The organism is Meridianimarinicoccus marinus (assembly GCF_040689105.1).
In the GTDB taxonomy this organism is placed as follows: domain Bacteria; phylum Pseudomonadota; class Alphaproteobacteria; order Rhodobacterales; family Rhodobacteraceae; genus Meridianimarinicoccus; species Meridianimarinicoccus marinus.
Map to the genome: position 1 here is coordinate 15716 of NZ_JBFBVU010000007.1, position 25833 is coordinate 41548.

21 protein-coding genes and 2 pseudogenes are annotated in these 25833 nt (G+C 62.1%); 12 read left to right on the forward strand and 11 right to left on the reverse strand.

The features are described 5' to 3' along the window. Nucleotides 1-11: 11 nt before the first annotated feature. Entirely contained in the window at nt 12-473 is a 462-nt protein-coding gene (locus AB0T83_RS07480) for a thiol-disulfide oxidoreductase DCC family protein (RefSeq protein WP_366192415.1), read from the forward strand. A 25-nt stretch (nt 474-498) separates the two neighbouring features. Here AB0T83_RS07480 and AB0T83_RS07485 read toward each other — a convergent pair whose 3' ends face one another. The 5 genes and pseudogenes from AB0T83_RS07485 to AB0T83_RS07505 form a co-directional block, all read right to left on the reverse strand. Beyond that, nucleotides 499-654 carry a recombinase family protein gene (locus AB0T83_RS07485; protein WP_366192545.1) on the reverse strand — a complete coding sequence of 52 codons (156 nt, stop codon included), beginning with the start codon at nt 652-654 and terminating at the stop codon, nt 499-501. Nucleotides 655-771: 117 nt separating this feature from the next. After that, nucleotides 772-1104: pseudogene (locus AB0T83_RS07490) on the reverse strand (recombinase family protein); the annotation flags it as partial. 220 nt (nt 1105-1324) lie between these two features. Continuing rightward, the gene (locus AB0T83_RS07495) at nt 1325-1858 is read right to left on the reverse strand and encodes a phage terminase small subunit P27 family (protein WP_366192416.1); all 534 of its coding nucleotides are present in this window, start codon (nt 1856-1858) and stop codon (nt 1325-1327) included. After that, entirely contained in the window at nt 1855-2355 is a 501-nt protein-coding gene (locus AB0T83_RS07500; protein WP_366192417.1) for a phage terminase small subunit P27 family, read from the reverse strand. Before AB0T83_RS07500 ends, AB0T83_RS07495 begins: the two co-directional genes overlap by 4 nt. 146 nt (nt 2356-2501) lie before the next feature. Beyond that, on the reverse strand, nt 2502-3755 hold the full coding sequence (locus tag AB0T83_RS07505) for a site-specific DNA-methyltransferase (RefSeq protein ID WP_366192418.1): 1254 nt from the start codon (nt 3753-3755) through the stop codon (nt 2502-2504). Between the two features lie 430 nt (nt 3756-4185). Between AB0T83_RS07505 and AB0T83_RS07510 the strand changes: the two genes are divergently transcribed. The 7 genes and pseudogenes from AB0T83_RS07510 (at nt 4186) to AB0T83_RS07540 (ending at nt 11973) form a co-directional block, all read left to right on the forward strand. Next, the gene (locus AB0T83_RS07510) at nt 4186-4914 is read left to right on the forward strand and encodes a hypothetical protein (RefSeq protein ID WP_366192419.1); all 729 of its coding nucleotides are present in this window, start codon (nt 4186-4188) and stop codon (nt 4912-4914) included. 97 nt (nt 4915-5011) lie between these two features. Continuing rightward, nucleotides 5012-6778, forward strand: coding sequence for an adenine nucleotide alpha hydrolase family protein (locus tag AB0T83_RS07515; protein ID WP_366192420.1), 1767 nt, complete (start codon nt 5012-5014; stop codon nt 6776-6778). A 208-nt stretch (nt 6779-6986) separates the two neighbouring features. Beyond that, nucleotides 6987-7214, forward strand: a complete 228-nt coding sequence (locus tag AB0T83_RS07520) for a helix-turn-helix transcriptional regulator (RefSeq protein WP_366192421.1) — start codon at nt 6987-6989, stop codon at nt 7212-7214. Continuing rightward, nucleotides 7211-9541, forward strand: coding sequence for a phage/plasmid primase, P4 family (locus AB0T83_RS07525; protein WP_366192422.1), 2331 nt, complete (start codon nt 7211-7213; stop codon nt 9539-9541). The genes AB0T83_RS07520 and AB0T83_RS07525 overlap by 4 nt, the downstream gene beginning before the upstream one ends. A 196-nt stretch (nt 9542-9737) precedes the next feature. After that, a pseudogene (locus AB0T83_RS07530) lies at nt 9738-10172 on the forward strand (DUF2924 domain-containing protein); the annotation flags it as partial. Between the two features lie 101 nt (nt 10173-10273). Then, nucleotides 10274-11584 (forward strand): recombinase family protein, encoded by a 1311-nt coding sequence (locus AB0T83_RS07535; protein WP_366192423.1) that lies wholly within the window; start codon nt 10274-10276, stop codon nt 11582-11584. Continuing rightward, nucleotides 11581-11973: a hypothetical protein gene (locus AB0T83_RS07540; RefSeq protein ID WP_366192424.1), complete on the forward strand. Its 393-nt coding sequence runs from the start codon at nt 11581-11583 to the stop codon at nt 11971-11973. Before AB0T83_RS07535 ends, AB0T83_RS07540 begins: the two co-directional genes overlap by 4 nt. A 59-nt stretch (nt 11974-12032) precedes the next feature. Here the strand turns inward: AB0T83_RS07540 and AB0T83_RS07545 are convergent, their stop codons facing one another. The 4 genes from AB0T83_RS07545 to AB0T83_RS07560 are packed head-to-tail and all read right to left on the reverse strand — an operon-like array spanning nt 12033 to nt 15753. Then, nucleotides 12033-12893, reverse strand: coding sequence for a sulfotransferase domain-containing protein (locus AB0T83_RS07545; RefSeq protein ID WP_366192425.1), 861 nt, complete (start codon nt 12891-12893; stop codon nt 12033-12035). 55 nt (nt 12894-12948) lie between these two features. Continuing rightward, nucleotides 12949-13971, reverse strand: coding sequence for a type 2 periplasmic-binding domain-containing protein (locus tag AB0T83_RS07550; RefSeq protein WP_366192426.1), 1023 nt, complete (start codon nt 13969-13971; stop codon nt 12949-12951). 19 nt (nt 13972-13990) lie between these two features. Then, the gene (locus tag AB0T83_RS07555; RefSeq protein WP_366192427.1) at nt 13991-15280 is read right to left on the reverse strand and encodes a TRAP transporter large permease; all 1290 of its coding nucleotides are present in this window, start codon (nt 15278-15280) and stop codon (nt 13991-13993) included. Nucleotides 15281-15288: 8 nt separating this feature from the next. Continuing rightward, nucleotides 15289-15753, reverse strand: a complete 465-nt coding sequence (locus AB0T83_RS07560) for a TRAP transporter small permease (protein WP_366192428.1) — start codon at nt 15751-15753, stop codon at nt 15289-15291. 89 nt (nt 15754-15842) lie between these two features. Between AB0T83_RS07560 and AB0T83_RS07565 the strand changes: the two genes are divergently transcribed. The 4 genes from AB0T83_RS07565 to AB0T83_RS07580 all read left to right on the forward strand — a co-directional run bounded on the left by AB0T83_RS07565 (nt 15843) and on the right by AB0T83_RS07580 (nt 22889). Continuing rightward, on the forward strand, nt 15843-16787 hold the full coding sequence (locus tag AB0T83_RS07565) for a LysR family transcriptional regulator (protein WP_366192429.1): 945 nt from the start codon (nt 15843-15845) through the stop codon (nt 16785-16787). Nucleotides 16788-17008: 221 nt separating this feature from the next. Beyond that, a complete protein-coding gene (locus tag AB0T83_RS07570; protein WP_366192430.1) occupies nt 17009-19915 on the forward strand; it encodes a UvrD-helicase domain-containing protein in 2907 nt (968 codons plus the stop codon). A gap of 901 nt (nt 19916-20816) precedes the next feature. Beyond that, nucleotides 20817-21797 (forward strand): L,D-transpeptidase, encoded by a 981-nt coding sequence (locus AB0T83_RS07575; protein WP_366192431.1) that lies wholly within the window; start codon nt 20817-20819, stop codon nt 21795-21797. Between the two features lie 144 nt (nt 21798-21941). Further along, nucleotides 21942-22889, forward strand: coding sequence for an META domain-containing protein (locus AB0T83_RS07580; RefSeq protein ID WP_366192432.1), 948 nt, complete (start codon nt 21942-21944; stop codon nt 22887-22889). Between the two features lie 212 nt (nt 22890-23101). Here AB0T83_RS07580 and AB0T83_RS07585 read toward each other — a convergent pair whose 3' ends face one another. Both AB0T83_RS07585 and AB0T83_RS07590 read right to left on the reverse strand, forming a co-directional pair. Further along, nucleotides 23102-23464, reverse strand: coding sequence for a hypothetical protein (locus AB0T83_RS07585; RefSeq protein WP_366192433.1), 363 nt, complete (start codon nt 23462-23464; stop codon nt 23102-23104). A gap of 205 nt (nt 23465-23669) precedes the next feature. Continuing rightward, nucleotides 23670-25580 carry an alkyl sulfatase dimerization domain-containing protein gene (locus tag AB0T83_RS07590; protein WP_366192434.1) on the reverse strand — a complete coding sequence of 637 codons (1911 nt, stop codon included), beginning with the start codon at nt 25578-25580 and terminating at the stop codon, nt 23670-23672. Nucleotides 25581-25833: the final 253 nt, after the last annotated feature.

A 25833-nucleotide genomic window follows, 5' to 3' on the forward strand; every position in this document is an offset into this window, starting at 1 on the left:
GGGAGACACCAATGGCCGACCTTCGAAAGCAAAAGGCATATTCCTACCGGGAAGACCCCGACATACCGGACTTCGATGATGGCGGGCCGATCGCTGTCATGGATGGCGCGTGTGCCCTGTGTTCCTGGGGGGCCCGCACCATCGTCCGGCTGGATCGCTCCGGAGATTTTCGGATCTGCCCGGTCCAGTCTTCGACCGGAACGGCTCTGGTCCGGCACTACGGTCTGGAGCCCGACGATCCAGAGACCTGGCTGTTCCTGGACAACGGTCGGGCCTGGTCGGGAATGGAGGCGATCATCCGGATCGGCGAATGCACGGGTGGTCTTGGGCATCTTGCCTCGGTGATGCGTGTGGTTCCCCGCCATGGCCGCGCGTGGATCTATCGCCGGATTGCCCGCAATCGCTATCGGTTCGGCCGTTCCGACATGTGCGCCTTGCCTGACCCTGAACTGAAGCGCCGGCTCATGACCTGAATGCCGGTTCTTGGTTCCAGTTTATTCAATGACCTTCGATCCGCTTCACAATATTTCGCACGTTGGAGGCGTGCCAATGCCCGCCCCGGCGGGTCTGGATGCCGCGTCGGTTCAGTTCCCTGGCCATGGCCCGCAGGGAGGTGTGGCCCTGCGCCCTGACGTCGGTGACCACCTCGGCCATTCCTTCGGCGAAGGCGTCCGCGTTGGCCCTGACCGTGGCCCGCAAGTGCGCGCCGCCCTGCCCGGCCCGCCGGAGCGCGGCGGCACCATTGGGGTTTCCCAGTTTCACGCCACGGGCCTTGGCGGCGGCCAGCGCCTCTTTCGTGCGGCGGGAGATCGCCTCGCGTTCGGCTTGCGCCACCAGCGCCATGATGCCGACGGTCAGGTCGTTGGCCTCGGGCAGGTCCACGGCAAGGAAATGTACACCCGAATCGCGCAGTGTCAGCAGGAAGGCGGCGTTGCGCGACAGCCGGTCGAGCTTGGCGATGATCAGCGTCGCGCCAGTGAGTCGTGCAAGATCAAGCGCTCCTGTCAGCTCCGGCCGGTCGCCGCGGGTGCCGCTCTCCACTTCGGTGAAGCGGGCGATGAGGATGGCACTGCGCTCTTCGACGAAGATGTCGATGGCCCTGCGCTGTGCATCGAACCCGAGGCCGCTCTGGCCTTAACGCGCGGTTGAGACGCGCTCGTAAGCGATCAAGCGTGGTGGCCGGGAACCGGGCGTATGGGAAGAAAGGAGCCTGGTAGAGGACGACGAGCGGAGAGTTCGGGCTCTGCGTTGCATGTACAAACCTGCCTGACCTTCGTTGCGCAGCTTTGGTCATGGCTCGGAACGCTCCGAATGCGTAGGGATTTCAGAGATCTGCGTCGAGGTCGCAGGTCAGTGTCTGTCCCATCTTCGGGACCTCGGGCGTGCGAGCGTCGTACATGGGCTCTTCGCGCAGGATGCCGTCCGCGTCCCGGTAGACCGCCACCAGGCGGATATCCGTCACCGCTTCGGCCGCGGTGCCCGGCTCCATCCGGGGCACCCGGCTGCGCGCCGCCGGGGTCAGGCCCAGTTCGGTCATGTAGCGGCCCATCAGTTCCATCTGCTTGTTCGACACCGCCAGCCAGGGCGATTGCTGCACGTAGCCGCTCGGGGCTTTCAGCAGCATCGGGGTCGTGGCCAGTTTCTGCTCGGCCTCCACCCAGCGTCCATAGGCCTGGCAGTAGGCCGCCAGCGCCGCCCGGTCCGCCAGGGTCAGCAGTCCGGCCGCATGCAGCGGCGTGGCGAGACGGCGCCATTCCCGGCGTGCCGCAGCGCTCAGATGGGCCGGACAGCGCGGCAGGGCCTCCAGGGGCGTGGCGGCCAGGGTCGCGGCCCGGGGTATGGGTTTGCGGCCTCTCACCGGGATGCCCGGGGGCTGTCGAAGATGGCGAAGGGATCATTGTCATCCACGACGGCATCGGCGCTCACGCGCGTCCGCGCCGAGGGGGTCAGCCCGAACTCGCTGGCATAGCGCACCATGTCCGCCATGGCCTTGTTCGCCGCCCCCACCAGCGGGTTCTGGATGGCGTTGCCGGTCTTGGTGCGCAGCATCAGCCCCTCGGTGAGCGCGTCTTTGGCCGCCACGCGGGCCAGCGCACGTTCTGCCGCGACCCAGCGGCCATAGGCCTGGCAATAGGCGGCCAGCGCCGCCCGGTCGAGGTCGCTCATCAGGCCAAGATCGACCACCTTCACGACCACCCGGTCCCATTCCTGGCGGGCGGCATCGGTCAGGTGGTCGGGCACATCGGGGCGTGCAACCTCGGGGCGCGGCTCATTCGGGTTCAGGCGATGCTTGCGCGCCGTGCCAGCCAGCACCTTCAGCTTCGTGGGTTTCGTCCTGGGTCCGCGCGGCGCCATCATCGGCCTCCATCGATGTCAGTCATGCCGCGACCCCCGGTTCGAATTGTGGCCGCGTCTGCACAGGGCGGGAGGGGCGGTTGTCGGCCCGATCCCCCGGAAGATCGACCCACCCCCCGGGGCACAGGTGCGGCGCAGGCTATCGCTCATGCCGCCGCCTGCCGTCGCGCCAACGCCGTTTCATCGAAGCTGTGCCCGCTGTCCTCCAGGGTGGCCACCCTGCCGGTGAAGGCCTGCCAGCGCTGCACGGCAACATCCGTATAGGCCGGGTCCAGCTCCATGGCATGGCAGGTGCGGGCGGTGGTTTCGGCCGCGATCAGGGTGGTGCCCGAGCCGCAGAAGGGCTCGTAGACCGCCTGCCCCGGGCTGGAATTGTTCAGCATCGGGCGGCGCATGCAGTCCACCGGCTTCTGGGTGCCATGAACCGTCTCGGCGTCCTGATCGCGGCTGGGGATCGCCCAGAGCGTCGATTGCGTGCGGTCGCCGGACCAGTGCCCGGTGCCGCGCACCGCGTAGAAACAGGGCTCGTGCTGCCAGTGGTAATGGCCGCGGCTCAGCACCAGCCGCTCCTTGGCCCAGATGATCTGCGACCGGATCTCAAAACCCTCGGCGACCAGGCTTTCCGCCACGGTGCCCGCATGCAGCGCGCCGTGCCAGACATAAGCCACGTCGCCAGGAAACAGCGCCCAGGCGGCGCGCCAGTCGGCCCGGTCATCGTTCCGCACCTTGCCGGTGCGTTTGGTCTGCGACGCGCCGGCCGCGTTGCGCCAGGCCGGATCATACATCACCCCATAAGGAGGATCGGTCACCATCAGGTGCGGTGCGATCCCGTTCAGCAGGCGCGCCACGGCCTCCGGATCCGTGGCATCGCCGCACAGCAGCCGGTGCGCCCCGAGGCACCACAGATCACCGGCGCGCGAGACCGGCTGCGCGGGCGGCTCGGGGGTCTGCTCCTCCACCGGATCGGCGGCACCATGCCCCAGCAACGCGTCCAGCTCGGGACCCTCGAACCCCAGCGCGCCGAGGTCGACGCCCAGGTCGGACACCTCCCCCAGCTCCAGCGCCAGCAACTCCCGGTCCCAGCCCGCCTGCTCCGCCAGCCGGTTGTCGGCCAGGATGTAGGCGCGCTTCTGCGCATCGCTCAGGTGCCCCAGCTCGATCACCGGCACCGTCGCCTGCCCCAGCTTGCGCGCCGCCAGCACCCGGCCATGTCCTGCGATGATGCCGTTGTCGCCATCCACCAGCACCGGGTTGTTGAACCCGAACGCCCGGATCGAGCCCGCAATCAACGCCACCTGAGCCTCCGAATGCGTCCGCGCGTTGTTGGCGTAGGGGATCAGATCGGCGACCGGGCACTGGCGTATCTCACGCGCCCGCTTGTCCGCTTTTGCTGCCATCATGACCCCCGCCTTGGAATTGTCCGCCCGCATCGGGGCGCTTCAATGGCAGTATAGCAATCCAGGAAAGCGCATATAACCCAGACAGTTACCGACAATGCCCGACAGATGAAGACACGTCCCAGAGGAAACCGAGAAGACGATAGCCGCCCCCAGTTGGCGGATAGCGCGTGATCCGGGGCCTCACCGCAACAGATGCAACAGATGCAACAGATGCAACAGGTAAATTCATTCAGTGCTCACGCGCGCGCGTGAAGAAGAGAACGTTTTCTTCTGTAGCATCTGTTGCACCCGCTTCTCTGCCCCCCACTGACAGACGGTTTGACAGATCACTCCCGCATGTCGTGTACTGACGGGATGCTCGGAGGGGGCGGTTGTCATGGGGCACACGACACTCGGCGTTCTGCCGAAAACCAGGCACTGGAAGGATGTCGTGGACCTGCTGTCCGGCCAGGCAGCGCCCGAGGCCGTGATCGCCGCCAGCGCCAAGGCAGCGCAGACCGACTTGCTGCGGGCCAGCCGCGATCCGATCTTCGTGGAAGCCGTAAGGCTGTTGTTGGCAATCCCTGCTGCGGCAAGAGTCGAGGACTTCGGGGCTGCCCTCAGAAAGATTGGGCTCGACGTTCCGAACAGACCGGAACTGCTCGATCTTGTAACCGCGGTCACTGTCACGCTCGATCAGCGGCGGGCGGCGGCACCGGCGAATAGTGATTTCGGCGAAATGGCATCCCGTGCGCTTGCATCGACGTTGGCAACAACGATCGGCGATGTTTTGCCCGGGCTGTTCGGAGCGACGCCCGAAGATGTCCAGGCGGCGACCCGCAACCTTTCCTGGAACAAGGGGATCGCCGAGTATTCGCGCCGGTTCTTCGGCACGCTTCTGAGCGAGACGCTCTCCTATTGGCTGGATCGAACACTCGACACCGCCGTTGGCACGGACCAGCGCTTCGTCAATGTATCCTCACGGAGTGCATTTGACATCGAACTTGAGCACTTCTCCTGGGAGTCTTCGCGCATCATCAAGGAATTCTCAGGCGGTTGGTACGGCAAGACCCTGCACCGGGATGGTGGCTTCAGTACCGAAGCCGCCGCCTGCTTTGGCCACGTGGCGCTCAAGAAGATCGTCGATGACCTCAGGACGCGGGAGATACGCATTGTCTGAGGCCCGGATAGACGTACAGGGAGAGCCTGACCCGCTTTTTGTCCGGATCAATGGACCGAACCCAAGTTTCCAACTCAGGACCGACGCGATCCGCGCCATGGCACGCGCGGAGATCGACCCTCTGCATCTCGACTTGCTGGAGATCGCGTCAACAGTCTTTTTTGCTGACGGCGCGGTACCCAGGGGTGGACCAACGCGCCCCGAAATGGGAAGCAGCTGGCGTCGGTCCTTCTCTTTCACGATCCCTGTTCGCAACCCGACCTTCTGGAACCGCCCCGACGTGGGCGCGGCCCTGGTTAACACCGTTGGCTTCCTGACCGAAGACTCTGTCAGTTTCGCATTCACTGAAAAAGCCACAGACGTCGAAAGACAACCCTTCCTTGATCTCGACCCTACCGGCGCGGCGTTCGATGCCGAAGAGGTCATTCTGTTCTCAGGAGGGCTGGATTCCTTCGCCGGCGCGCTGGAAGCTCTTTCAACGACCTCAGCCAAGGTAATCCTTCTCACCCATCGATCGGCTCAGAAAGCGATCCCGCGTCAGGTTGAACTCGGAAAACACCTGGCCGACCGGTTTCCAAACCGGATGCTGCACATCAATGTCCTCGCCCGAAGGCGCGGCCAGGAAGCCAGCGACTCTTCGCAGCGCTCGCGATCATTCCTCTTCGCCGCCCTCGGTCAGGTTGTTGCAGGCGTGTTCGGAGCCAGGCGTGTGAGCTTCTACGAAAACGGCGTGATCAGCCACAACCTGCCCATCAGCCCGCAGGTTGTCGGCGCGATGGCGACACGGACGACTCATCCCCTCGCCCTGCGGGAACTTGACCGATTGATGCAGACCCTGGGAGAAACCTACGCGCCAATCGAAAACCGCTACAAATGGATGACGAAACGCGACGTGGTCGAGCGCATCGCGCAGAACGGCGGCGCAGACAGCATTTCTCGCACGGTCAGTTGCACCAGCATCCGTGAACAAACCACGCTCCATACCCATTGTGGAACCTGCTCGCAGTGCCTTGATCGGCGATTTGCGATCCTTGCCGCTGGCCTGGAAGCCCACGACTTTGCCGAGGACTATGGCACCGACGTGTTGTTCGGCGCACGTGAAACCACGCAGTCCAGAACCATGGCAGTGGAATGGACGCGCCACGCAATGCATCTGACGACCCTGGACGCACGTGGCTTTGTAGGCCGCTTTGGCCTCGAGTTCAGCCGGATTGCAGAGGGACACCCGGAACAACGTAAATCGGATACCCTTGATCAGTGTCTGGGCATGCACGCGCGCCATGGCCACTGCGTCAAGGGCGTTCTCGAGCGCATGCTCGTGGAAAAAAGCGACGACATCCTGCATGAGAGGTTTCCGGAAAGCTCGCTCATCGCGCTTTTCCTCGGCAAGCAGTCATCGGATTCGCTGACATTGCCGGTCGACCCGCGCGAAAGCGCGCCACGCGCCGACATTGTTCCCAAGGTCGAACAGGTTGACCTGCGTCCCGACCCGCAGGCACCGCTGATGATCGAATTCCTCGAAGAAGGGGGCGCGCCGGTGGTTTCGGTGGTCGGGATGTGTCGGCTTACAGGACGCGCAGCAACGGTGCCGCACGTACTGAAGGCGGAATACTTCGCGGACAAATGCGCGGGATTGGAGCGCTGCAATCATCGTCACGTCCAATCCGGTGATCTTGCACAACGTCTGGGGACAACGAAAGACGTCATCCGGCAGAGCGTCAAACGCTGCCGGACAATGCTTCGATCCAGCTTTCTGGAATTGCACGACATTGACCCGGAGCGAGAATTGCTGCTCCAGCATCGAGCAGCCTGCGGATATCGGCTTGATCCGGAAATCCTGGTCCGTCGAGACAGCGAATCGTGATCTTTCCCACGTCCACCTGACGCCAACCCGGCAAATGTCACGTCACGAATGGTTTTGTCACGTCAACGACGCTTGACGGCTTCTGAATCGGCTTGTTCAGCGCCGTCACTGTCACGCCGCGGGCAACCTCATGTCACGCCACGCGGCCCAATGCACTCCTGGTCTCGGGTAAACCTGGTCTCGAAGACGAAACTTCGAGGCACGAACGATGGCACAGGACACGCAAGACTGGATCGATGAGAGCACGCCGAACCGCTTTGTCAGTGAACGCGCGCTGGCGCGCCATTGGGGAGTTTCCCGTCGGACACTGCAGCGCTGGCGCGCCGCGGCGGATGGTCCGCCCTTCAGTATCATCGGGGGATCGGTGCGCTACCGCATGCGGGATATTCTCGCTTTTGAGAACCGGCTTCGCGGCGGCAGGGCGGCGAACCAATGACGCCGCCAGCATTGAACCAGGCGCGCCCCGCCATCGAACCGGAAGCCATTTCAACGTTTTGCGACACTGTCTTCGGCTATCTTGAGGGGTGCGCGCCTGTCCGGTTGCTCAGCGAAACCGGCACTCGGGACACGCCGGGCCGGTTTCATTTCCCCAATGCCGACGAGCTTGCGCCGCTGCTGATCAATGTTGCCGCACAGGCAGCCGAGGAACACCGTGCCGTCTATGTCGTTCCGAGCACTGTTGCCAGCCCCGGCTCTGCGCGCGCCGAAGACATCATCCAGACCGGCGTCATTCTCATCGATCTTGATCACGGCGATATCGACGCGAAGCGGGACCATGCGTCCAGGCATTTGGGGGCACCATCGCTGGAAGTCGCCTCGGGAGGCGTGACAGGAGCCGGGCAGATCAAACGGCACCTCTACTGGCGGCTGACCGAAGCGGCCGTAGGCAACGATCTGACGCGTATCGCAGCACTCCGGGGCCTGTTGGCCGACAAGCTCGGCGGCGACACATCGTTCAAGAGCCTACATCAGCCCATTCGCGTCCCGGGCACGATCCACGGCAAGAACGGCATCCTTGCACCGGTCAAGATCATCGCTTGCACGCGCCGCGAATACGACCTTTCCGAACTCGAGGGCGCGGGCGCGCAAATGCCACCGCTTGTTGGTGGCCGGATCGGGATTGACACCGGTTCAGTCCAAAAGCCAGGTCCTGATGCTCGGACCCTCGCGATCACGCCGGTCCATGCGGAAGGCGTCGACGGCCTGACCCGCTTTGAAGCCATCTCGAAGGTGATCGGCCACTGGATCAGGCTAGCGCGTCGGCAAGGCTGCACTCTCGACCAAGCCTGGGAGGCCGTACGCGACCACAATGCCGCAATGATCCGGCCGCCATGGCCCGAGCCCCGGCTGCACCGTGAGTTTGAGGCGCTTCGCAAGCGCGACGCCAAGCAACATGGCCCGTTTCCATCCGACAGGAATGACGCCGCCAACGACGTGGCCCATCCCGTCGCTGGCAACAGCGAAGATGCACTGGCGGATCGCTTCGCGGCGGCGCATTCGCAAGGCTGGAAATTCGTCGCCGCCTGGGGCGCGTGGTTCCAATGGTCGGGCCAGGTCTGGACCCGCGACGGAACCGGTGCCGTGCGGGAACTGGCGCGCCAGATCTGCCGGGTCGCCGCCGCCGAGTGCGACAAGCCGGGCGACGCGCGCCGGATCGCAAGCGAAAAAACCATCATGGCCTGCCTGCGCATTGCCGCCAGCGATCCGCGCATCGCAACGCGCCCCTCGGATTGGGATGCGCATTCCATGCTCCTGAACACGCCCTCCGGCGTGATCGACCTCGAGACCGGCGAGGTCATTCCCTGCGATCCCGCGCTGATGATCACACAGATTACGGCTGTAGCCCCTGGCGGCGATTGCCCCCGCTGGACTGCGTTTCTCGACGAGATCACGGATAGCGACGGCGAATTGATCTCCTATCTGGCACGCCTGGCGGGCTATTGCCTGACCGGTTCGACGCAAGAGCATATGTTCGCCTTCCTTCATGGCGACGGCGCCAACGGCAAGTCGGTGTTTCTCTCGGCTCTGGCCCATGTGCTTGCAGATTACGCCGCAACCTCGACACTCGAGACCTTCATGGCGTCGCGGGCATCTCGTCATCTGACCGAACTGGCGGGACTGAAGGCCGCCCGACTCGTGATCGTTCCCGAAACGGAACAGGGCCACAGTTGGGCCGAGGCGCGGATAAAGACGGTGACCGGAGGCGAAAATATCCGGGCCAACTTCATGCGCCACGATCATTTCGAATTCAGACGGCAATTCAAACTGGTCATTGCCGGCAATCATCGCCCGCAGCTTGCCGGACACGGCGAAGCCATGCGTCGCCGGCTTCACCTCGTGCCCTTCGAGGTGACGATCCCACCCGATCAACGCGACCCTCAATTGACCCGAACGCTTCGGGAGGAAAGCGCCGGTATCTTGCGCTGGATGCTTGCCGGCTGCGCAGAATGGCTACGGGTCGGCCTGAGGCCTCCCCGGCGTGTGCGCGATGCCGGCGATGAGTATTTCGATCAGGAAGACCTGGTTGGCCAGTGGGTCACGGAGTGCTGCAGCGAAGGCCCGGGACAGCAAGCCCGATCCAAGGCGCTCTTTGCGTCCTGGAAATGCTGGGCCGAAGACGCCGCGGTACCGCCCGGCTCCATCAAGACTTTCGGCGAAGCGATGCGATTGCGCGGTCACAGTGCGTCCTACGTCAATCGCTCCCGTGGTTGGAAAGGTATTGGCCTTTCATCTGCGCGGCCCGGCGCAGGGGATGGCCAATGAAGCGCCCCAACCCATTTCCCGCCCACCGGATGACGCCCCGTGAACGCCGCGCCGAATTGTGCGGGTTGCTGGCTCTCGGGTTGGTTCGGTTGCGGATGCGGGATTTGGTGGAAGTATCTGACGCGCACGGAGAAAGGTCCCTACACTCTCCGCCCGACCCATGGCGTCATGCACCTCCAACGCACCGGAGAACCCCATGACCAGACAAGACCCCATTCCCGCCCGCCTGGCCGCGCTGAAGACCACCGCGACGCCGGACCTGAAGCAGCAATGGCGCGAGTTGTTCGACAGCGAACCACCGCCGTTCAATCGCCGCTACCTCGAGAGCCGCCTGGCCTATCGCATCCAGGAGTTGGCCTATGGCGGGTTGAAACCGGCGATGGTGAAGCAGCTGGAAGCCCTCGGTGAACAGCTCGACGGTGGCGACCGCAAGAAAAGCGGTCTGCGCGCCGACAGGGATCGCCCGATCGCGGGCACGCGGCTCATTCGCGAGTACCAGGGCGTCGAGCATCTCGTCACCGTCACCGCCGACGGGTTCGACTGGCAGGGGCGGCCCTACAAGTCGCTGTCCGCCATCGCCCGCGCCATCACCGGTACGCGCTGGAACGGCTGGGTGTTCTTTGGGTTAAGGCGCGGTGGCCGCAGGCCAGCGGAGGCTCCAGTGGCGCCTTCGCAGAGCCGTACGCACGATGCGCAAGTATCGGGCCGGCAGAAAAATCACCGGAGGGGCGCATGACCAAACCCATCGTCCGGAAACTCCGGTGCGCCGTCTACACCCGGAAATCCTCCGAGGAAGGGCTGGAGCAGGAGTTCAACAGCCTTCATGCCCAGAGGGAAGCCTGCGAAGCCTATGTTGCCAGCCAGCGCTCCGAGGGCTGGGTGCTGGTCCGTGATTCCTACGATGACGGCGGCATCTCGGGCGGCACGCTGGAACGCCCTGCCCTGCACCGCCTGCTCGCGGATGTCGAGGACGGGTTGGTCGACGTGGTCGTCGTCTACAAGATCGACCGCCTGTCGCGCGCGCTGATGGATTTTTCCAGGTTGGTCGAGGTGTTCGACCGCAACGGCGTCACCTTCGTGTCCGTCACCCAATCGTTCAACACCACCACCTCCATGGGCCGCCTGACATTGAACATCCTGCTGTCCTTCGCCCAGTTCGAGCGTGAAGTGACCGCCGAACGCATCCGCGACAAGGTCCGCGCCAGCCGGATGAAGGGCATGTGGATGGGCGGCGTGCCGCCGCTGGGCTACGAGGTGAATGACCGCAAGCTGATCATCAAGGAGGCCGACGCCGCGAATGTCCGCTGGATCTTCGACCGGTTCCTCGAGATCGGCTCGGCAACGGAACTGGCGCGGGACCTGGCGGGGCGCGACATCCGCACCCCGAAAGGAAACCGGATCGACAGGAAGTTCCTCTACCGGATGCTGAACAACCGCGCCTACATCGGCGAAGCGGTCCACAAGGGCGAAAGCTATCCCGGCGAGCACGCGGCGATCATCGACCGCGAGACATGGGACAGGGTCCATACAATCCTCCAGGAGAGCCCCCGAAAACGTGCCGCCCGCACCCGCGCCGACACGCCTGCGCTGCTGAAAGGTCTTCTGTATGGCCCCGACGGGGCGGTGTTCTCGCCGACCCACACGCGCAAGGGCGGCAAGCTCTACCGCTACTATGTCAGCCAGACAGTGTTGAAGCACGGGGCTGGCTCCTGTTGCGTGGGTCGCGTGCCAGCAGGGGAGATCGAGGCCGCGGTCATCGACCAACTCCGCGCCGTGTTCCGCCAGCCGGAGATCGTGGCGGGCACATGGAAAGCGGCACGCGCACAGGATGTTGAGATCACAGAGGCCGACGCCCTGACGGCTCTGCAGCAGTTGGCCCCGCTCTGGGACGAATTCTTCCCCGCCGAGCAGGCACGCATCGCGACACTGCTGGTCGAGCGCGTCGACATCGGCACGGACGGCCTGAATGTCAGGCTCCGCGTAGATGGCCTCCTTAGCCTCTCAACCGAAATGCTGGCAGAAAACACGGGGGCCGCCACATGACCCGAAGCACGCCGATCCCCGACACCGTCACAATCCACGTGCCATTCCGCATCGTGAAGCGCGGCGGTCGGAAGGAGATGCAGTTGCCGGAGGGAGCCGTGCAGCCACGGCGGGCCGACAACACGCTGGTCAAGGCGCTGGCCCGTGCGTTCCGATGGAAGAGGATGCTTGAGTCGGGCGAGTTCACGACCATCGCCGAACTGGCCGAACGAGAGGGGATCGCACCGTCCTACATGACCCGCGTCTTGCGCCTCACGCTGCTCGCGCCCGATATCGTCGAGGCAATTTTCGACAGGGCGCAGGGATCGGACGTGACGCTGGCGCGGCTGCTCGAGCCGTTTCCAACCGAGTGGGTGGAGCAGTGCGTTCAGCTCTCTCGAACGACGTAACCGGCCCATTCCGGTCATTGAGTGGGAGCGCCGTGAATGTCTGCTTCTGCTGACGCAATTCACAACGCCTGTTCGGTTTGGCAAAGCCATGCGGCTGGCTTTGCGCCAAGCTCGATCCGCGCGCGCTGTAATAGCATTTCCCTTTGCGTATCGACAAGGTGTTCAGAAAACTGCTCTCGGCTCGAGAAAAACCGTGCATCGTCCTTGAACAGGCCGGTATTCGCCTCTGGTGCAAAGTGTTCCGCCCGCCTGCGCATGACGTCTTTCCTGGTTGTTTCGACTATGGATTGCTGGCTGTCCGGCGCCAGGGTGATGCCAATGAACTCGGCAATAGCCCGCAGTGCGGCAAGCGGATCATGCGACATCGCGGCGTAGTGGAGCCGCAATGCTGCGCGCGCCTCGGAACACCGTAGGTGGTGTATGACCGATGAAAGCGTAACACCGTCGAACCGTACTCGGTTCGATGGAAGCGACACGAATGCGTCAAAGGCGCTTTTCAGCGCTCCGCGGTTGGGGTGACCCGGGGGCGGAACCGTCATGTTGGCAAGGTGACGTCGCATGGACAGGAAACTTTCTCCCGGATCCCGATAAACCGTGACGAACGCGACGCCTTCGGCCAGCGGCAACCCGTCCAGCGGCGTGTGGGTCTTGAACAGGCGGCGGCCATTTGCAGGTTGTGCATTGCGCGTCGGTGCATCGGGATCGCCCCCATGAAAATCCACCCAGGGCGCGACCGAGGACAGCCTGTTGAACCGCACTTCCGGCCCGTGCAGGGCGAGATAGATCATGGCCAACGTCCAGGTCGTGCCGCATTTGGGAGGCGTGGACAAGACGACATCACCAGGCCGAAGTTCGACTTCGGCCCAGCGAGCGCTGTCAAACAGGCTGCCCTGATATCGCGGCAAACTGGGGGGCGTCATCGGGTGTCTCCCAATAAAACAGCCCGTGGATCGGCCATGCGGCAGGACAAGTCTATCAGTTCGTCGGCGTTTCGGCCGCGATTTGTGCCGTGTAGAAGTCAAGGATCTCCTGCCCGTCGAGGCCAATCGCCTGCATGCGCTTCAACCAACCTTGAAGCGGTCCGTTCGATGCCGCCAGCAGTTCCGCTTCAAGGGCATCGCTTGCCGGAATAACCTGCATCTGCGCGTCCAGGCTCTGCATTTTCTTGTCGTTGAGACCCGTCCAGATCGTACCGACGGTCTCTGCGAAGGCTGCACCGGACAGCGCCATGATCGCGGTCTGATCCGCTTGCGAGATTTCATCCCATGCCGCATCGGAAATGACGAAACTGAAGGCGGGCGTAAAGATCTTGCGTTTGGTGACCGTGATCGATTTCGCGTGTTGCAATGCATTGAACTTGTCTGCGTCCCACGGCGGGATGCCGACAAACCCGTCGACAACACCGCTTTGTATCACTTCCGCCATCTGGATGGCGGGACCCGAGACAACGCTGCCGCCGCCCGCGCTCAGGATCGCTGAAGTCACACCGGGCAGGGCCCACATCTTGCGGTTGGTCGCGTCAGCGAGCGTTTCGATGGGCGTTTCATTCAGCGAATAGAAATCCCCGCCAGGCGCCACGAAGGCCGACAGCAGGTGCAGCCCGTCATATTCGTCGATGCCGGACAAATGCGTCTCGTAGGTGCGCCAGAGCGCGATCGACGAAGCGCGCCCGTCACCAGTGCCGGTGAAGGGCATCATCGCCACGAGAGGGCCGGTGATTTCGTCCGCGAGGAAGCCGTTGAAGGTGAAGCCTGCGTCGAACAGCCCGCCCCGGATCGATTCGATCTGTTTCGGAGGCGGGGCGAGGCTGCGCGACGGCACGGTTACGGTAACGCGGCCCTCTGTCGCCGCGGCCACATCCACGGCCCAGGGCGCAAGGACATCGGCACAAAAGAAGTGCTGCGCAGGCCACAGGCAATTGACCAGAAGCTCTTTCGCGCTTGCCGGGCCAGCCAGAAGGGTGGACGCGGTCAGCGTCGAATATAGGAACTTGTTCATGACAACTCCTTTCGAGAGTTCAGTTGCGACCCATCAGGCCGGGGAGGAAAGTAGCGATCGACGGGATGGCGATGACGATTGCCAGCACACCCAGAAGGGCTGCCGCAAACGGCAGGACGCCCAGGAAGATCGTTGAAAGCGCAGTGTTTGGCGCGTTCGCCTTCACCACAAAGACATTCATGCCGACTGGTGGCGTGATCAGGCCAAGTTCGACGACAAGAACCACGACGATGCCAAACCAGATCAGGTCGACCTCGGCCGCAATCAATGCCGGCAAGAAGACCGGGACCAACAGCAATAGAATGCCCACCGCCTCGAAGACCATGCCCATGGCAATGGCAATGGCGGCGACAGCACAGACCAACGCCGTTGGACCGAGTTCCATCCGCATGACAAGGTCGACCACGGCAACGGGAACGCCGGAAAGGTTGAGATACTGGGCAAAGACGCTGGCGCCGAAGATGATCATGAACAGCGACGCGGTGACGGAGGCTGTTTCTGCGAAACAGTCGCGCCAGTCGCGCAATCTCGTCAGGCGGCCGCGCGCAACGGCGATGATGCCCGCCCCGAAGGCACCGATCCCGGCGGCCTCTGTGGGCGTAAAGATGCGACCGTAGATGCCGCCCAGCACCAGCGCGAACAAGGCCAGAACCGGCAGCGCGGCACGCGCGGCACGCCGAGCGTTTTCCGGCGGCAATGCCATTTGCGGTGAGTCTGATTGCGGCGTGCGAACCAAGCAGGCCAGGACGGTCAGAAGGAAGGCCGCAACCAGCACCAGCCCCGGCAACAGTCCCGCCAGAAAGAGCAGGCCGATATCCTGCTCGGCGATGCTGCCATAAAGGATCAAGGGAACCGAGGGCGGGATCATGATGCCCAATGTGCCCCCGGCCGCAATGGTGCCCGTCGAGAGCCGGTCGCCATAGCCGTGGCGGCGCATGGCGGGCAGCGCCACGCGGACCATGGTTGCGGCTGTCGCAATGGATGAACCGCAAGCCGCAGAAAACCCCGCTGATGACAGGATCGTCGCATATGCCAGAACCCCGCGCAGGCGGGAGAAAGCCAGTTGGGCTGCATCGTAGAGATCCTGCGACAGGTTCGCCCGGTGGACAAAGACCCCCATCAACAAGAACAGCGGCACGACGGACAGCGGATAAGAGGTGGCAATGCTCTCGACCTGCTGACCGACCAACGTCAGCGCCGCGCCTGGACCTCGGATCAGTGCCACCGCACAACCCGCCACCACCAGAGTGGCAAACCCGATCCGCACACCGATCAGGCACAGCCCGAGGATGACCAGCAGAACGATCATCGGACCGATCATCGCCCCCGGCCCGTCAGGTGCAGGGCGGTCGCAAGCCCGCACAGCAGTGAATAAGCAAGCAGCGGCACGGCCACTGCGACCTCCAGTACCAGCGATTGCTTGCCGCGCAGCGCAGCATCAAACCCCATGTGTGCCAGTTGCCAGGCGATCGCCGCGAGCCCGACTGCGGTAAATATCCCGATCACCCCGGACATCAGCCTTGGGTACAGCTGCGCCAGCCGGGGCGAGATCAAGTCAATGGCCACATGGGTATTCCGTGCGCTCACAAGGCCCAGACCGCAGAAGACGAAAGCCCCCATGATCCACTGGATGACTTCGGTGGCCCCGAAGAGCGGCCTGTTGAACCCGTAGCGCCCGACCACATCGCAGACTGTCAGGCCAAGAAGGACCGCCCCAAGACCAAGCGCCAGCCATTCGAGAGCGGCGATGGTGCAGGACCGCAGGTCATTGAGAGTTGGCATCACGGTTTCCTTTCTGGTTGATCCCAGTATGAAACCGCCATTACTATTTCTGCAAATGATCCTTTTGCACCTTATCATAACCTGGTGACATGATGATTGAACCTCGCCATCTCGTCCAGCTTGCGGTGATCGTCGAGAAGGCAAGCTTTACCGAGGCCGCGCGGTCTCTGAATGTCACCCAGCCTGCGCTTAGCAAGATGATCAGCCAGTTGGAAAAACGGCTCGACGCGCCACTTCTAAGTCAGCGCAGACCGGTTCTGCCTACACCCCTTGGGGAAAAGCTGGCGCAACAGGGGCGACTGATCCAGACGTCGCTTAACGAAGCGGGACAAGCCATCTCTGACCGCCAACGTGGGCTGCGCGGGCGGATCAGGCTTGGAGCGCCGCCGTTCTTCCTTGAAACGCTCGCCAGCGATGTGGTGCGAGATTTTTCACACCAGCATCCCGATGTGGCTTTCGAATTCGTCGCGGGGTTTCTTGACGAGGTGCGAGACCTTGTCCTGCAACGCCGCCTCGATCTGGCGCTTGGCCCCGTGAACGCGACACTGAACGCCCCATTGCTTCGAACAGAGCGACTGATTTTGGCCCAGAAGGCCCTGTTTTGCCGTTCGGACCACCCGTTGTTGAGCCAGCCATCTGTCACTGCAGAAGACCTGGCGTCCGTCGGTTGGATCGGCCATTCGCCCGGCAGCGTCATCACCTCCGAAATGAAGGCTGATCTCTTCGATTTCGGTGTCGAAGGGATCGAACTGGTGGTGGCCTCGGCGTCTGTCAGCCTCTTGTTGTCGCTGCTCGAAACAACCGACTATCTGTCTTACTTGCCGTTGTTCATGATGCGCGATGCAGTACGCTCAGGCCGCATAAGCGCGCTGCCCGTGACGGGGTTCGCACCGAGAACGCCCTTGGGCCTGATCCACGACGTCACCGCCATGTCCGACCCGCTGGTTCGCGCCTTCGCAGACACGATGAAGACCCACCTGATTGCGGCCGATCTCGAAATCTTGCGAACATTCCCCTACCTCTCACCAAAATGACAGGTTGCTGAACGACCTTCGACTTGCCCGTTGGGGGAGTTGTTCTCTTGAAGGCGGTCATTCGAGCGACCTGCGCCGAACGTCCGCTTCCCGCCCTTCGAGAGCATTGTCGGGAACAGCTTTACACAATAGGCGCCCAGTCGCGCCTGAAATGCGCCCGGCAGGGTTCCGCGTTGTCTGATATCTGCTACACATAAGGAAAGACTGGCAAATTGGTGCCCATGAACCTCACCTCAAAAACCTTTCTGGGGTTCCTCGTTGACCCATTCGGCCGACATCCAAGGTCCCTGACCCTGCAAGACAAGGGTATTGCGACACGCGGGGCGGGTTCGCCCTGGATAGGGCTTGGAGATATATCGACGCGGCCATCGGTGAGGAAAGGCCTTCTCTCGTCGTCTCTATCGCTCGATCTCGGGGGTGGTCGAAACCTGACCTTGCCAGCTGTGGATTCGTCTGCGGCCAGGAAATTCACGCATGCGACTGCCACCGCCTGGAATGAATTCAATCGGGAGGAACTGGAAAAAGAGGACGCCGCAGTCCGGCGCATCCTGCAAGCGCTCGATGCGCTAAAGGTGCCGGATGTTTACCAAGCGGCATGCCATGTAGCGCCGTTGGCGCGCGATGCTGCCGACCTGAACAGCCGAGTGCTGTCCAAGCTGAATGCAGAGGCCGTTGGCAACAAGGTGATGTCCCGAGTTGCCCCGATCACGGCGTTCGCATCCGATCCGAATGCCGTCCGGGACGCGTCAATCGAGGCGTTCGTGGAAGCTCAACTGCTTCGTTGGAAGGATTTCTTCGACACGGTCGAGTCCATGCCGCTGACGCCGGAACAGCGGCTGTCCGTCGTCGTCGACGAAGACGCGACTCTCGTTCTGGCTGGCGCAGGATCAGGCAAGACCAGTGTGATCACTGCGAAGGCAGCGTACCTCGTGAAGGCGGAGATACGGAAGCCAAGTGAGCTCCTGCTGCTTGCCTTCGCGAAAGACGCAGCGACCGAGATGTCGGAGCGGATCGAGGCCAGGTGCGGAGTTCCCGTGGCAGCTCGCACATTCCACGCGTTGGCCTATGAGATCATCGGCGAGGTGGAAGGCGAGAAGCCGCCTTTGGCGCCGACCGCGACAGACGACAAGGCGTTCTTGTCCCTGATGAAGGAGATCCTGCGGCACGTCGTGGCGACCGCCAGTGAGATCGCGCAGACCGTGATTGGCTGGTTCGCCGGTTTCTTCGACGACTTCCCGACAGAGTGGGACTTCAAGACGAAGCACGATTGGTATGCGCAGATCGAAAGCCGCAACTTGCGGACACTGCAAGGCGAGACGGTGAACAGTTTTGAAGAGCTGCTGATCGCCAACTGGTTGTTCCGGAACGGCATCGCCTACGAGTACGAGCCGAGCTACGAGCACAAGCTTCAAAAGACCGGTCGCCGCGTCTATACGCCCGATTTCCGGCTGACAGAGAGCGGCGTCTACATCGAGCATTTCGGCGTGCGCAAGAAGCGCGGAAGGGATGGCGTGGAGGAACTGACCACGGCGCCTTACGTCAATCGCGAGGAATACCTCGCAAGCATGGCCTGGAAACGGCAGGTCCATGCCGAGCACGAGACGGTTCTGGTCGAAACCTACAGCTCGGAGCGTGAAGAAGGCCGGCTGCTCGACGCGCTTGCGGAAAAGCTTGCGCCCCACGTCACGCTGCGGCCGGTTCCGGACATTGCGATCTACGACCGTGTGGCCGAGGTCGGGGTGGTGGACAGCTTCACTTCAATGATGGGCACCTTCCTGCGTCACTTCAAGAACGGCGGCTACAGGGTCGAGGACTGCTCCGACAAAGCACAGTCACTCAAGATGGGCGAGCGGGCCGAGGCCTTCCTCACGATCTTCGCGGCCGTGTTCCGAGAATATCAGTCCCGCCTGGGCGATCGGATCGACTTCGAAGACATGGTGAACCGCGCCACGGCCCTTGTCGAAAGCGGGCGCTACCAGAGCCAGTTCCGGCATATCCTCGTCGACGAGTTCCAGGACATCTCGACCGGGCGGGCGAAGCTGATCCAGGCTCTCAAGCGCCAGCATTCCGATGCTAAGGTGTTTGCCGTTGGCGATGACTGGCAGTCGATCTACCGCTTTGCCGGGTCGGACATCCATATCATGCGCAACTTCGGCACGGAGTTCGGCGGCACATATGCAGGGGCCATCGGCGTCCATCGGACCGTCGATCTTGGTCGGACCTTCCGATCTGTCGACAAGATCGCATTGGCGGCCCGTCGCTTCGTTCTCCGCAACTCGGCACAGATCACCAAGACGGTGATACCAGCTGGCGAAACGGACGAACCTTCGATCAGGATCGCCTGGACGCGGCGCGACACCGGGGAGAAGACCTTGAACGAAGCCGTGGCTTCTCTTGCCGCTACTGAAGGAAAGGGAGGCGGTAAGCCGTCGATCCTTATCCTCGGGCGATATCGGTTCCTGAGGCCCGATGTCGGGCGGCTTCAGCGCCAAAACCCCGGAGCGACGATTTCCTTCAAGACCATCCATGCATCGAAAGGCCTAGAGGCCGATCACGTGATCATCCTTGGCGCCGACAACGCCAAGATGGGCTTCCCGTCGAAGATCGTCGATGACCCTCTGCTCAGCCTGGTATCGCCCGAGGCCGAGCCATATCCGAATGCCGAAGAACGACGCGTTATGTACGTCGCCGTGACCCGGGCGCGGCGTTCCGTCACCATCCTTGCATCCGAGGCGCGCCCCTCCATCTTCGTCGAAGAGCTGATGAAAGAGCCCGAGTTCGGCGTGGCTGTGCCTTTGGAGGCTCAGAAGCACACCCACACCTGCCCGGGTTGCGGCGGGCGTCTGCTCCATATGGCTGGCAAGGACGGTCGCGACTGGTATCGCTGCGAGCATGTGAAGCTGTGCGGCAGTCGCATGCCGGCTTGTCCGGCCTGCGGTGTCGGCCTCCCGGTTCGTTCCAAGACCAGAGGAGAACTGATTTGTAGCGATTGCGGTGAGAGCCAGCAAGCTTGCCCCAGTTGCGAAGCAGGGTGGCTTGTCAAACGGCGCGGTCGCTATGGAGCATTTCTCGGCTGTGTCCGCTTCCCAGATTGTGATGGCAAAGCCAAGCTGCAGAAAAACGCATGACATGCTGAAAGAGCGCGACCCAGCCGCCATGGGTACGACCTGCGGCTAAGGTCCACAGGCAGCGCATTCCGGGCGCTCATGGTCGCCACGGCGAACGACAGTTCTCCGCCCTTCGTTTAGCACATCGAAAAATGCTGCGCTTCGGAAGCCCTGATGGTGAGCGACCTAGGGGAACCAGCGAAAGTTCGATTTCTGTTCCATCTTACCGAACGTGACTCCGGTCGAAGTGCTCAGGCAGCCCCGGCGGAAAGTTCCTTTATTACAGTGGCTTGCAAAGAATTCACCAAATTCCCGCAGTCATCAGGTTCAGAGAAATTCGGCTACAGAGAACGCTTTTAGCCTTCCCATCGGCAGCACCGGTGCTTAGCCCCGCCAACATAACCCTCGAAAATAACGAGAAAATCCGACCGCAGCGGGGTCCGGAGAAACGTTTCGCAAGGGCGAGTGGCGGAGGGGATGGGACTGGGGTCGAACATTCTCTACAGCCCAAGCCATTGATACAATTAAGTTACAGCGTGGTGTGGACCGTCGTCCGCCTCAATCGCGACTGGCAGCCAACCAAGGGTCAAGCGCTCGAACGTCGGCGGGTACAGGATCCTGCATCACATGGCCAGATCTTCCACAGTAGCCCGATGCCCCCCAATGACGATCTTTGCGAGGTCAAAACCGATGTTGGTAGTCATTACCATAGATGCCTTTCCTTCCAGTTCGCACGTTGACAGCGCAAACTCGGTCAACTGCGATGTGGTCATGGGATAGCGGCGTGCCCCCTAACCTCCTGTTGTCAACAAGGTTCCAGATGGCGGAAACCTAGACCTAGCCCGAAATAGGGTTTACTTGGCTACATCTTGTGGGCATCGTTGGCCTTAATACGATCTGGCAGAACACGAGATCTCCAATCATGTCCAACCCGACCGCCCTGACCCGGCGAACGCTTCTTGCCGCTTCCGGTGGAGCCGCGCTGGCGCTACTGGCCGGCCCGCTTGCCGGACAACATGTGTATAAAGAGGTCCACGAGCTCAAACCCAACGAGTTCACCTGGCATCCCGAGCGTCAGCCAACGGGGCCGGTAGCAGTCATCGTGTCGCTGACGGATCAACGGGTCCATGTCTATCGCAACGGCGTTCGGATTGCTGTTTCGACCTGTTCCACCGGCAAGTCCGGGCACGAAACCCCGACGGGAGTGTTCGTGGTCCTGCAGAAGGACCGGAATCACCGCTCGTCGACCTACAACAACGCGCCCATGCCCAACATGAACCGGCTGACGTGGGATGGCATTGCTCTCCACGCCGGGAACCTTCCGGGCTATCCGGCCTCGCATGGGTGCGTGCGTCTGCCGCTGAAGTTCTCGGCCCTGCTGTTCGAAGTTACGCACCTCGGGACGCCCGTCATTATTGCCGACGAGCATCACTTTCCCGTGGACGTAGTGCATCCGGGAATGGTCCTCGCGAGCTATGCCGAGCACGAATTCGAGGATGTCGTCTCAACCCTCGAAGGGCGCAAACATCCGGCGGACTGGGCCTTGGACGATGCCTATCCGGTCACAACGATGCTTGCGTCCTCGCATGACCGCAAAATCGTGATCATCGAGAACGACGTGGAAGTCGCCTCCGGGGCGCTCGAATGGGACGGTGACCCATTGGGCGCTCATGTCTACGTCCTTGAGGACGCCCATGAAGGTGCCAAGGGCATGCACTGGCAAGCGCTCACCTATGGCACTTCGCAGAGTGCCGAGATGCAGGATCTCAAGCGGGTGCGCACGGACAAAGCATTCGCTCAGCAGATCCGTCAGTATATTCACCCGGGCATGATCTACATCATGACCGATCTGCCGCTGCATCCCAATAGCCGCTCGCAACGCGACTTCGTGATCATGTCGTGATGGCGAGGCGGACTGGAAAGATGCAGAACCGTTTCAATGCTTTCGCGGCTGTTTTGCTCGCAAGCATCGCTCTTGCGGCCTGTTCGAAGTCGTCGGGCGATTCCGAGAGCGTCGTTGTATCCGACTTTGTAGAGCAGGAAGCCAATGAGTGATCTATGCCGCATTGCCGGAGCGATCGGACTTGCCGCCGCCGCCTGCTTGTCGCCGACCGCTGGCCGCACAAGTGACTGGACCATCGTCTCGGTGAACGGGACGGCCGCGACCGGGCAGCCCCAGATCACGCTTGGCGCGGATGGCACTATTGCCGGAAATACTGGCTGCAACAGCTTCACCGGGTCGGCGCGTTTCGAGAACGCCATGCTAGTGGTGGAGGCTCCACTGGCCGTGACGCGAATGGCCTGCTCCGGCGATGGCCTGGCACGGCAGGAAGCAGCGATCCTGCAGCTGCTGGAGGGGGAAACAGCGTTCACGCATGACCCCTTCACCGGCGCATCCACTCTCTCCCGCAGTGAAGACCAGATGGCGCTGGCCGAATTGGCGGCTTCGGTCTTCGATATCGACTTCGTCACTGTGGACGGACTCAGCGGCCCACTCAATATTCGACAGGCGCCCGGCACGGATGCGCCCTTGGTCACGCGTGTCTTGCCCGGAACGCTCCTGCGAAATCAGGGATGCGAGGTCGGTGACACCTATGACTGGTGCAACATCACCTTTCTGGACGCTTCGGGAACCACGGGCTGGGCCGCTACGGAGTATCTGCGACCCGCGCCTGCCGCGGTTCGGGCGCAGCAGGGGCTTTTCGACAACATTGGCACCCTCGAATGCCGCGGCTCGGTCGAGGGGGAAGTCGCGCTTTGCGACTATGGCGTTGCGCGAGACGGCGACCACTCCGCGGTTTTGGTGATCTATGATCCGGACGGCGGCGAGCGCGTCGTGCATTTTGCAGAAGGTGAGCTGGCCTATGCCGAGACCGCCGAAGGCACCGCCTCCGATGCGCAGGACAGTGAACTATCGGGGGACTTGCTTGTGGTGACATTGGGTCAGCAGACCTACGAAGTGCCGCAGACTGTAATCGTAGGAAACGGGGAATAACACACCCGCAATGCGGCGAAGAGAAATATCCACCATTTGATCCTCGCAGTCGCAAGCCGGCCCGGAAGGCGTTGCATGCCGTTCCTCACCCCACTGGCAGACGTCCGCTGGCAAACAAGGCTGGTGGCAAACAAGGCTGGAGGGAAATTGCGCCGCCTTTGTGGCGGGATTCCCGATCGTGATTGACACCTCTGCCGTCAGCGTTCCCTTTCCTATCCCGAGATACTCAAGGCGTCGGCAAAGGCATGGATTGCCGCGTCCCGATTTTCAGTACCGTAGACGCGAAGTAGACCCAGCTCTGTGGCGCGTTGAACCGTCAGTTCCCCGTCAAGCAAAGCGGCATACACCGTATCTGGCACCAGAACGGTCAGTTCCGTCTCGGCCGCAGGACTTGCATGGTATCGAGCGCCGGTTCGTGGGTCATTGATGCGCATCCATGCCCCGCTTTGGGTCAGCAGGACAGCAAGCTCCGGACCACCAGAAAGTGCGCGCGCAGCAAGGCGCCGCATGTGGGCAACCGCCCGCAAACGGATGACGTAGAGGGCCGCGTAGCGTGCTGAGTTATCCTTCGGCAATTCTGCAATATGTCCGGCATCTATTGCCGCTCTGGTCGCAAGCGCAATTGGAATTGACCCCCGGTGATCAACGGAGAAACCACTTAGATCTAGGGCTTCTAGGGAACAGGACGCGGCTGGTGCAGCTACGAGACTGGCTGCAACCATGACAGCCAAGGCCGCTCGGACGGGAACCAATGATTGACAGGAACCAGTCATGTCCGGATCATCGCCCTGCAAGATTGATCGTCACTGGCGCGAAATCGAAATAGGATGCGAAGGTAAAGATCGCCTCGGGATCGCCGTCCACCGTCGCCGTGCCATCTTCGATTGCGTCGCGCAGCGTAGCACGTCCAAGGACAAAGTCGTAGATCACCGAGCTTGGTAGGGTCAAAGTCACATCAGCATCTTCGGGCACTTCATCTTCGAACACAGCGACCCCGTTGCGAATGGTAAACCCATGTTCTTCATCTCGATCGTTGATCATGAAGCCGATGGAAACATCGCCCTCCGCCGCCTTTTCACCGTCAATCTTGACGCGAAGGTTTTCGAGTATTGTCCCTATGCTGAATTGCTGGATGATCACCGGGTTCGCGAAATTGAACGCGCCGGACCGATCGAGGCTGCCGTCAAGTTCAGCAGCACCGGACAGCGCGAAGTTGCGGTAGTAGATGTTCGACTGATCGTAACCCCAGGCGCGCATGGCATCGGCCTTGACCTGACGCGCCTCGACGTCGGACGGGTCTGCGCGAACCAAGTGTGTCGTAATCTCCATGGCCCAGCCATAGTCTTCTGCCTCGATGGCCTGACGTGCAATATCCAGCACCGCGTCGCGCCCGCCCATTGCGGAGACATAGAGTTTCGCACGCCGGTCAAATGCGGGCACGGCTAGTTCCGTGGCATCGCCGGAGTACCAGCCGAGATACCCATTGTAGACGTTACGCACCACGTGAGCGACGCTGCCGTAGAACTCCTGTAACCAAGGGTCGTTCGCGAGACTCTCAGGGAGCTGAATCAGGTCGACGAGTTCTTCGCGCGTCGCCCCCTTGTTCATGTGCCGGATCGACTGGTCATGAACATACTGGATCGCGTCGCGATAGTTCCGGATGCGCTCCGTGATGAACTCGTTCCCGACCCAGGACCGCATGTGCGAGTGGGTGTAAGCGTCGCTTTGCTCCGCATAGGAGAGCAGCCGGTCCACGCCCTTGTACCATTTGACAAGGTCGCGATATTTCGTGCCGCGCAAGGTATAGAGATTCGGAAATGTCTCGCCCTGAATGGTTTCCGATCCGTGCACCAGTCGAAGGTCAGGGAAGTAGATGTCGATTTCGTCCTCAGCGTCCCCGTAGGCCTCAAAAAGAACCATCCTGACCCCCGACACCTCGACTTCGAGTTCGTCCTCGACAGTGTCGGTCGGGGCATAAAACGAAATCTCCCCACCCGCGAATGTCGGCCCCAGCCCTGCATGAACCAGACCCTCGGCGTTCTGTCCAAGGTATGTCGCGCCCCCATAGGCCGTTCGCTCGGTCAGGATTTCGCCTACGACACTGGCATCATTGGCGAGATACTCCATGAACTGGTGATGGGCGAACACGCGGACACGCCCGCTGTCGACGTCTTCCTGTGTGACCCCAAGGCCAGCCGACCCGAAGGAATGATCCGGATGGCGATGGGAGTAGATGATCGCGGTGACAGGCAGGTCGATGTCGGTCGTTTCGCGAAAGTCCTCGATGATCCGCTGGGACGCGGCGTCGCTCTCTCCCGGATCGACCACGATGAGACCGTCTTCACCGACAACGATCAGGGTCGACGTGAGCTGCCATCCGGCCATCAGGAAGGCCCGGCCCTCGACAGGTTCATAGATCGTCTTCGCCATCTGCTGCGCGAAGCTCGTCATGCGCGGATTGATGGTATCGGCGGGTTCGGTGATCGCGAGATTGTCGAAAGTCGCCCGGACCGGCGCGAGATTCTGAAGGATCGCCGGGTCGGCATATGGCTCGACGTCCTTCGGCACATTGCGGCTGGCGACCTCAGGGGTCAGCAAGGTTTCGTCGAAAGCCTGCGCAGCATGCGCAAGACAAACGACTGCACATGTCACCAGCAGACAGCTCATCCGCGATCTCTTCTCAAACTTCATCTATCAAAAATCTCCTTTTGTGCCTGGATCGCGGTACCACGGACGAACCCGGGTCTTTAGACGGTAGTCGCCTCGCCAAGAGCTGGCAACCTTGGTGACTGCGATGCCCCCCTCATCTGGGAGAGGTCTCCTTGCGAGCTCCGTAGCCTGCCTTCGCTCTGATCAATCAGTCTGCACTGGGCATCTCGCACCGTCCTGTCGGGGCGTTCCGGCTGCTGGCTCAAATCTCGTCTGTCATGCTTGGTGCCGTCGC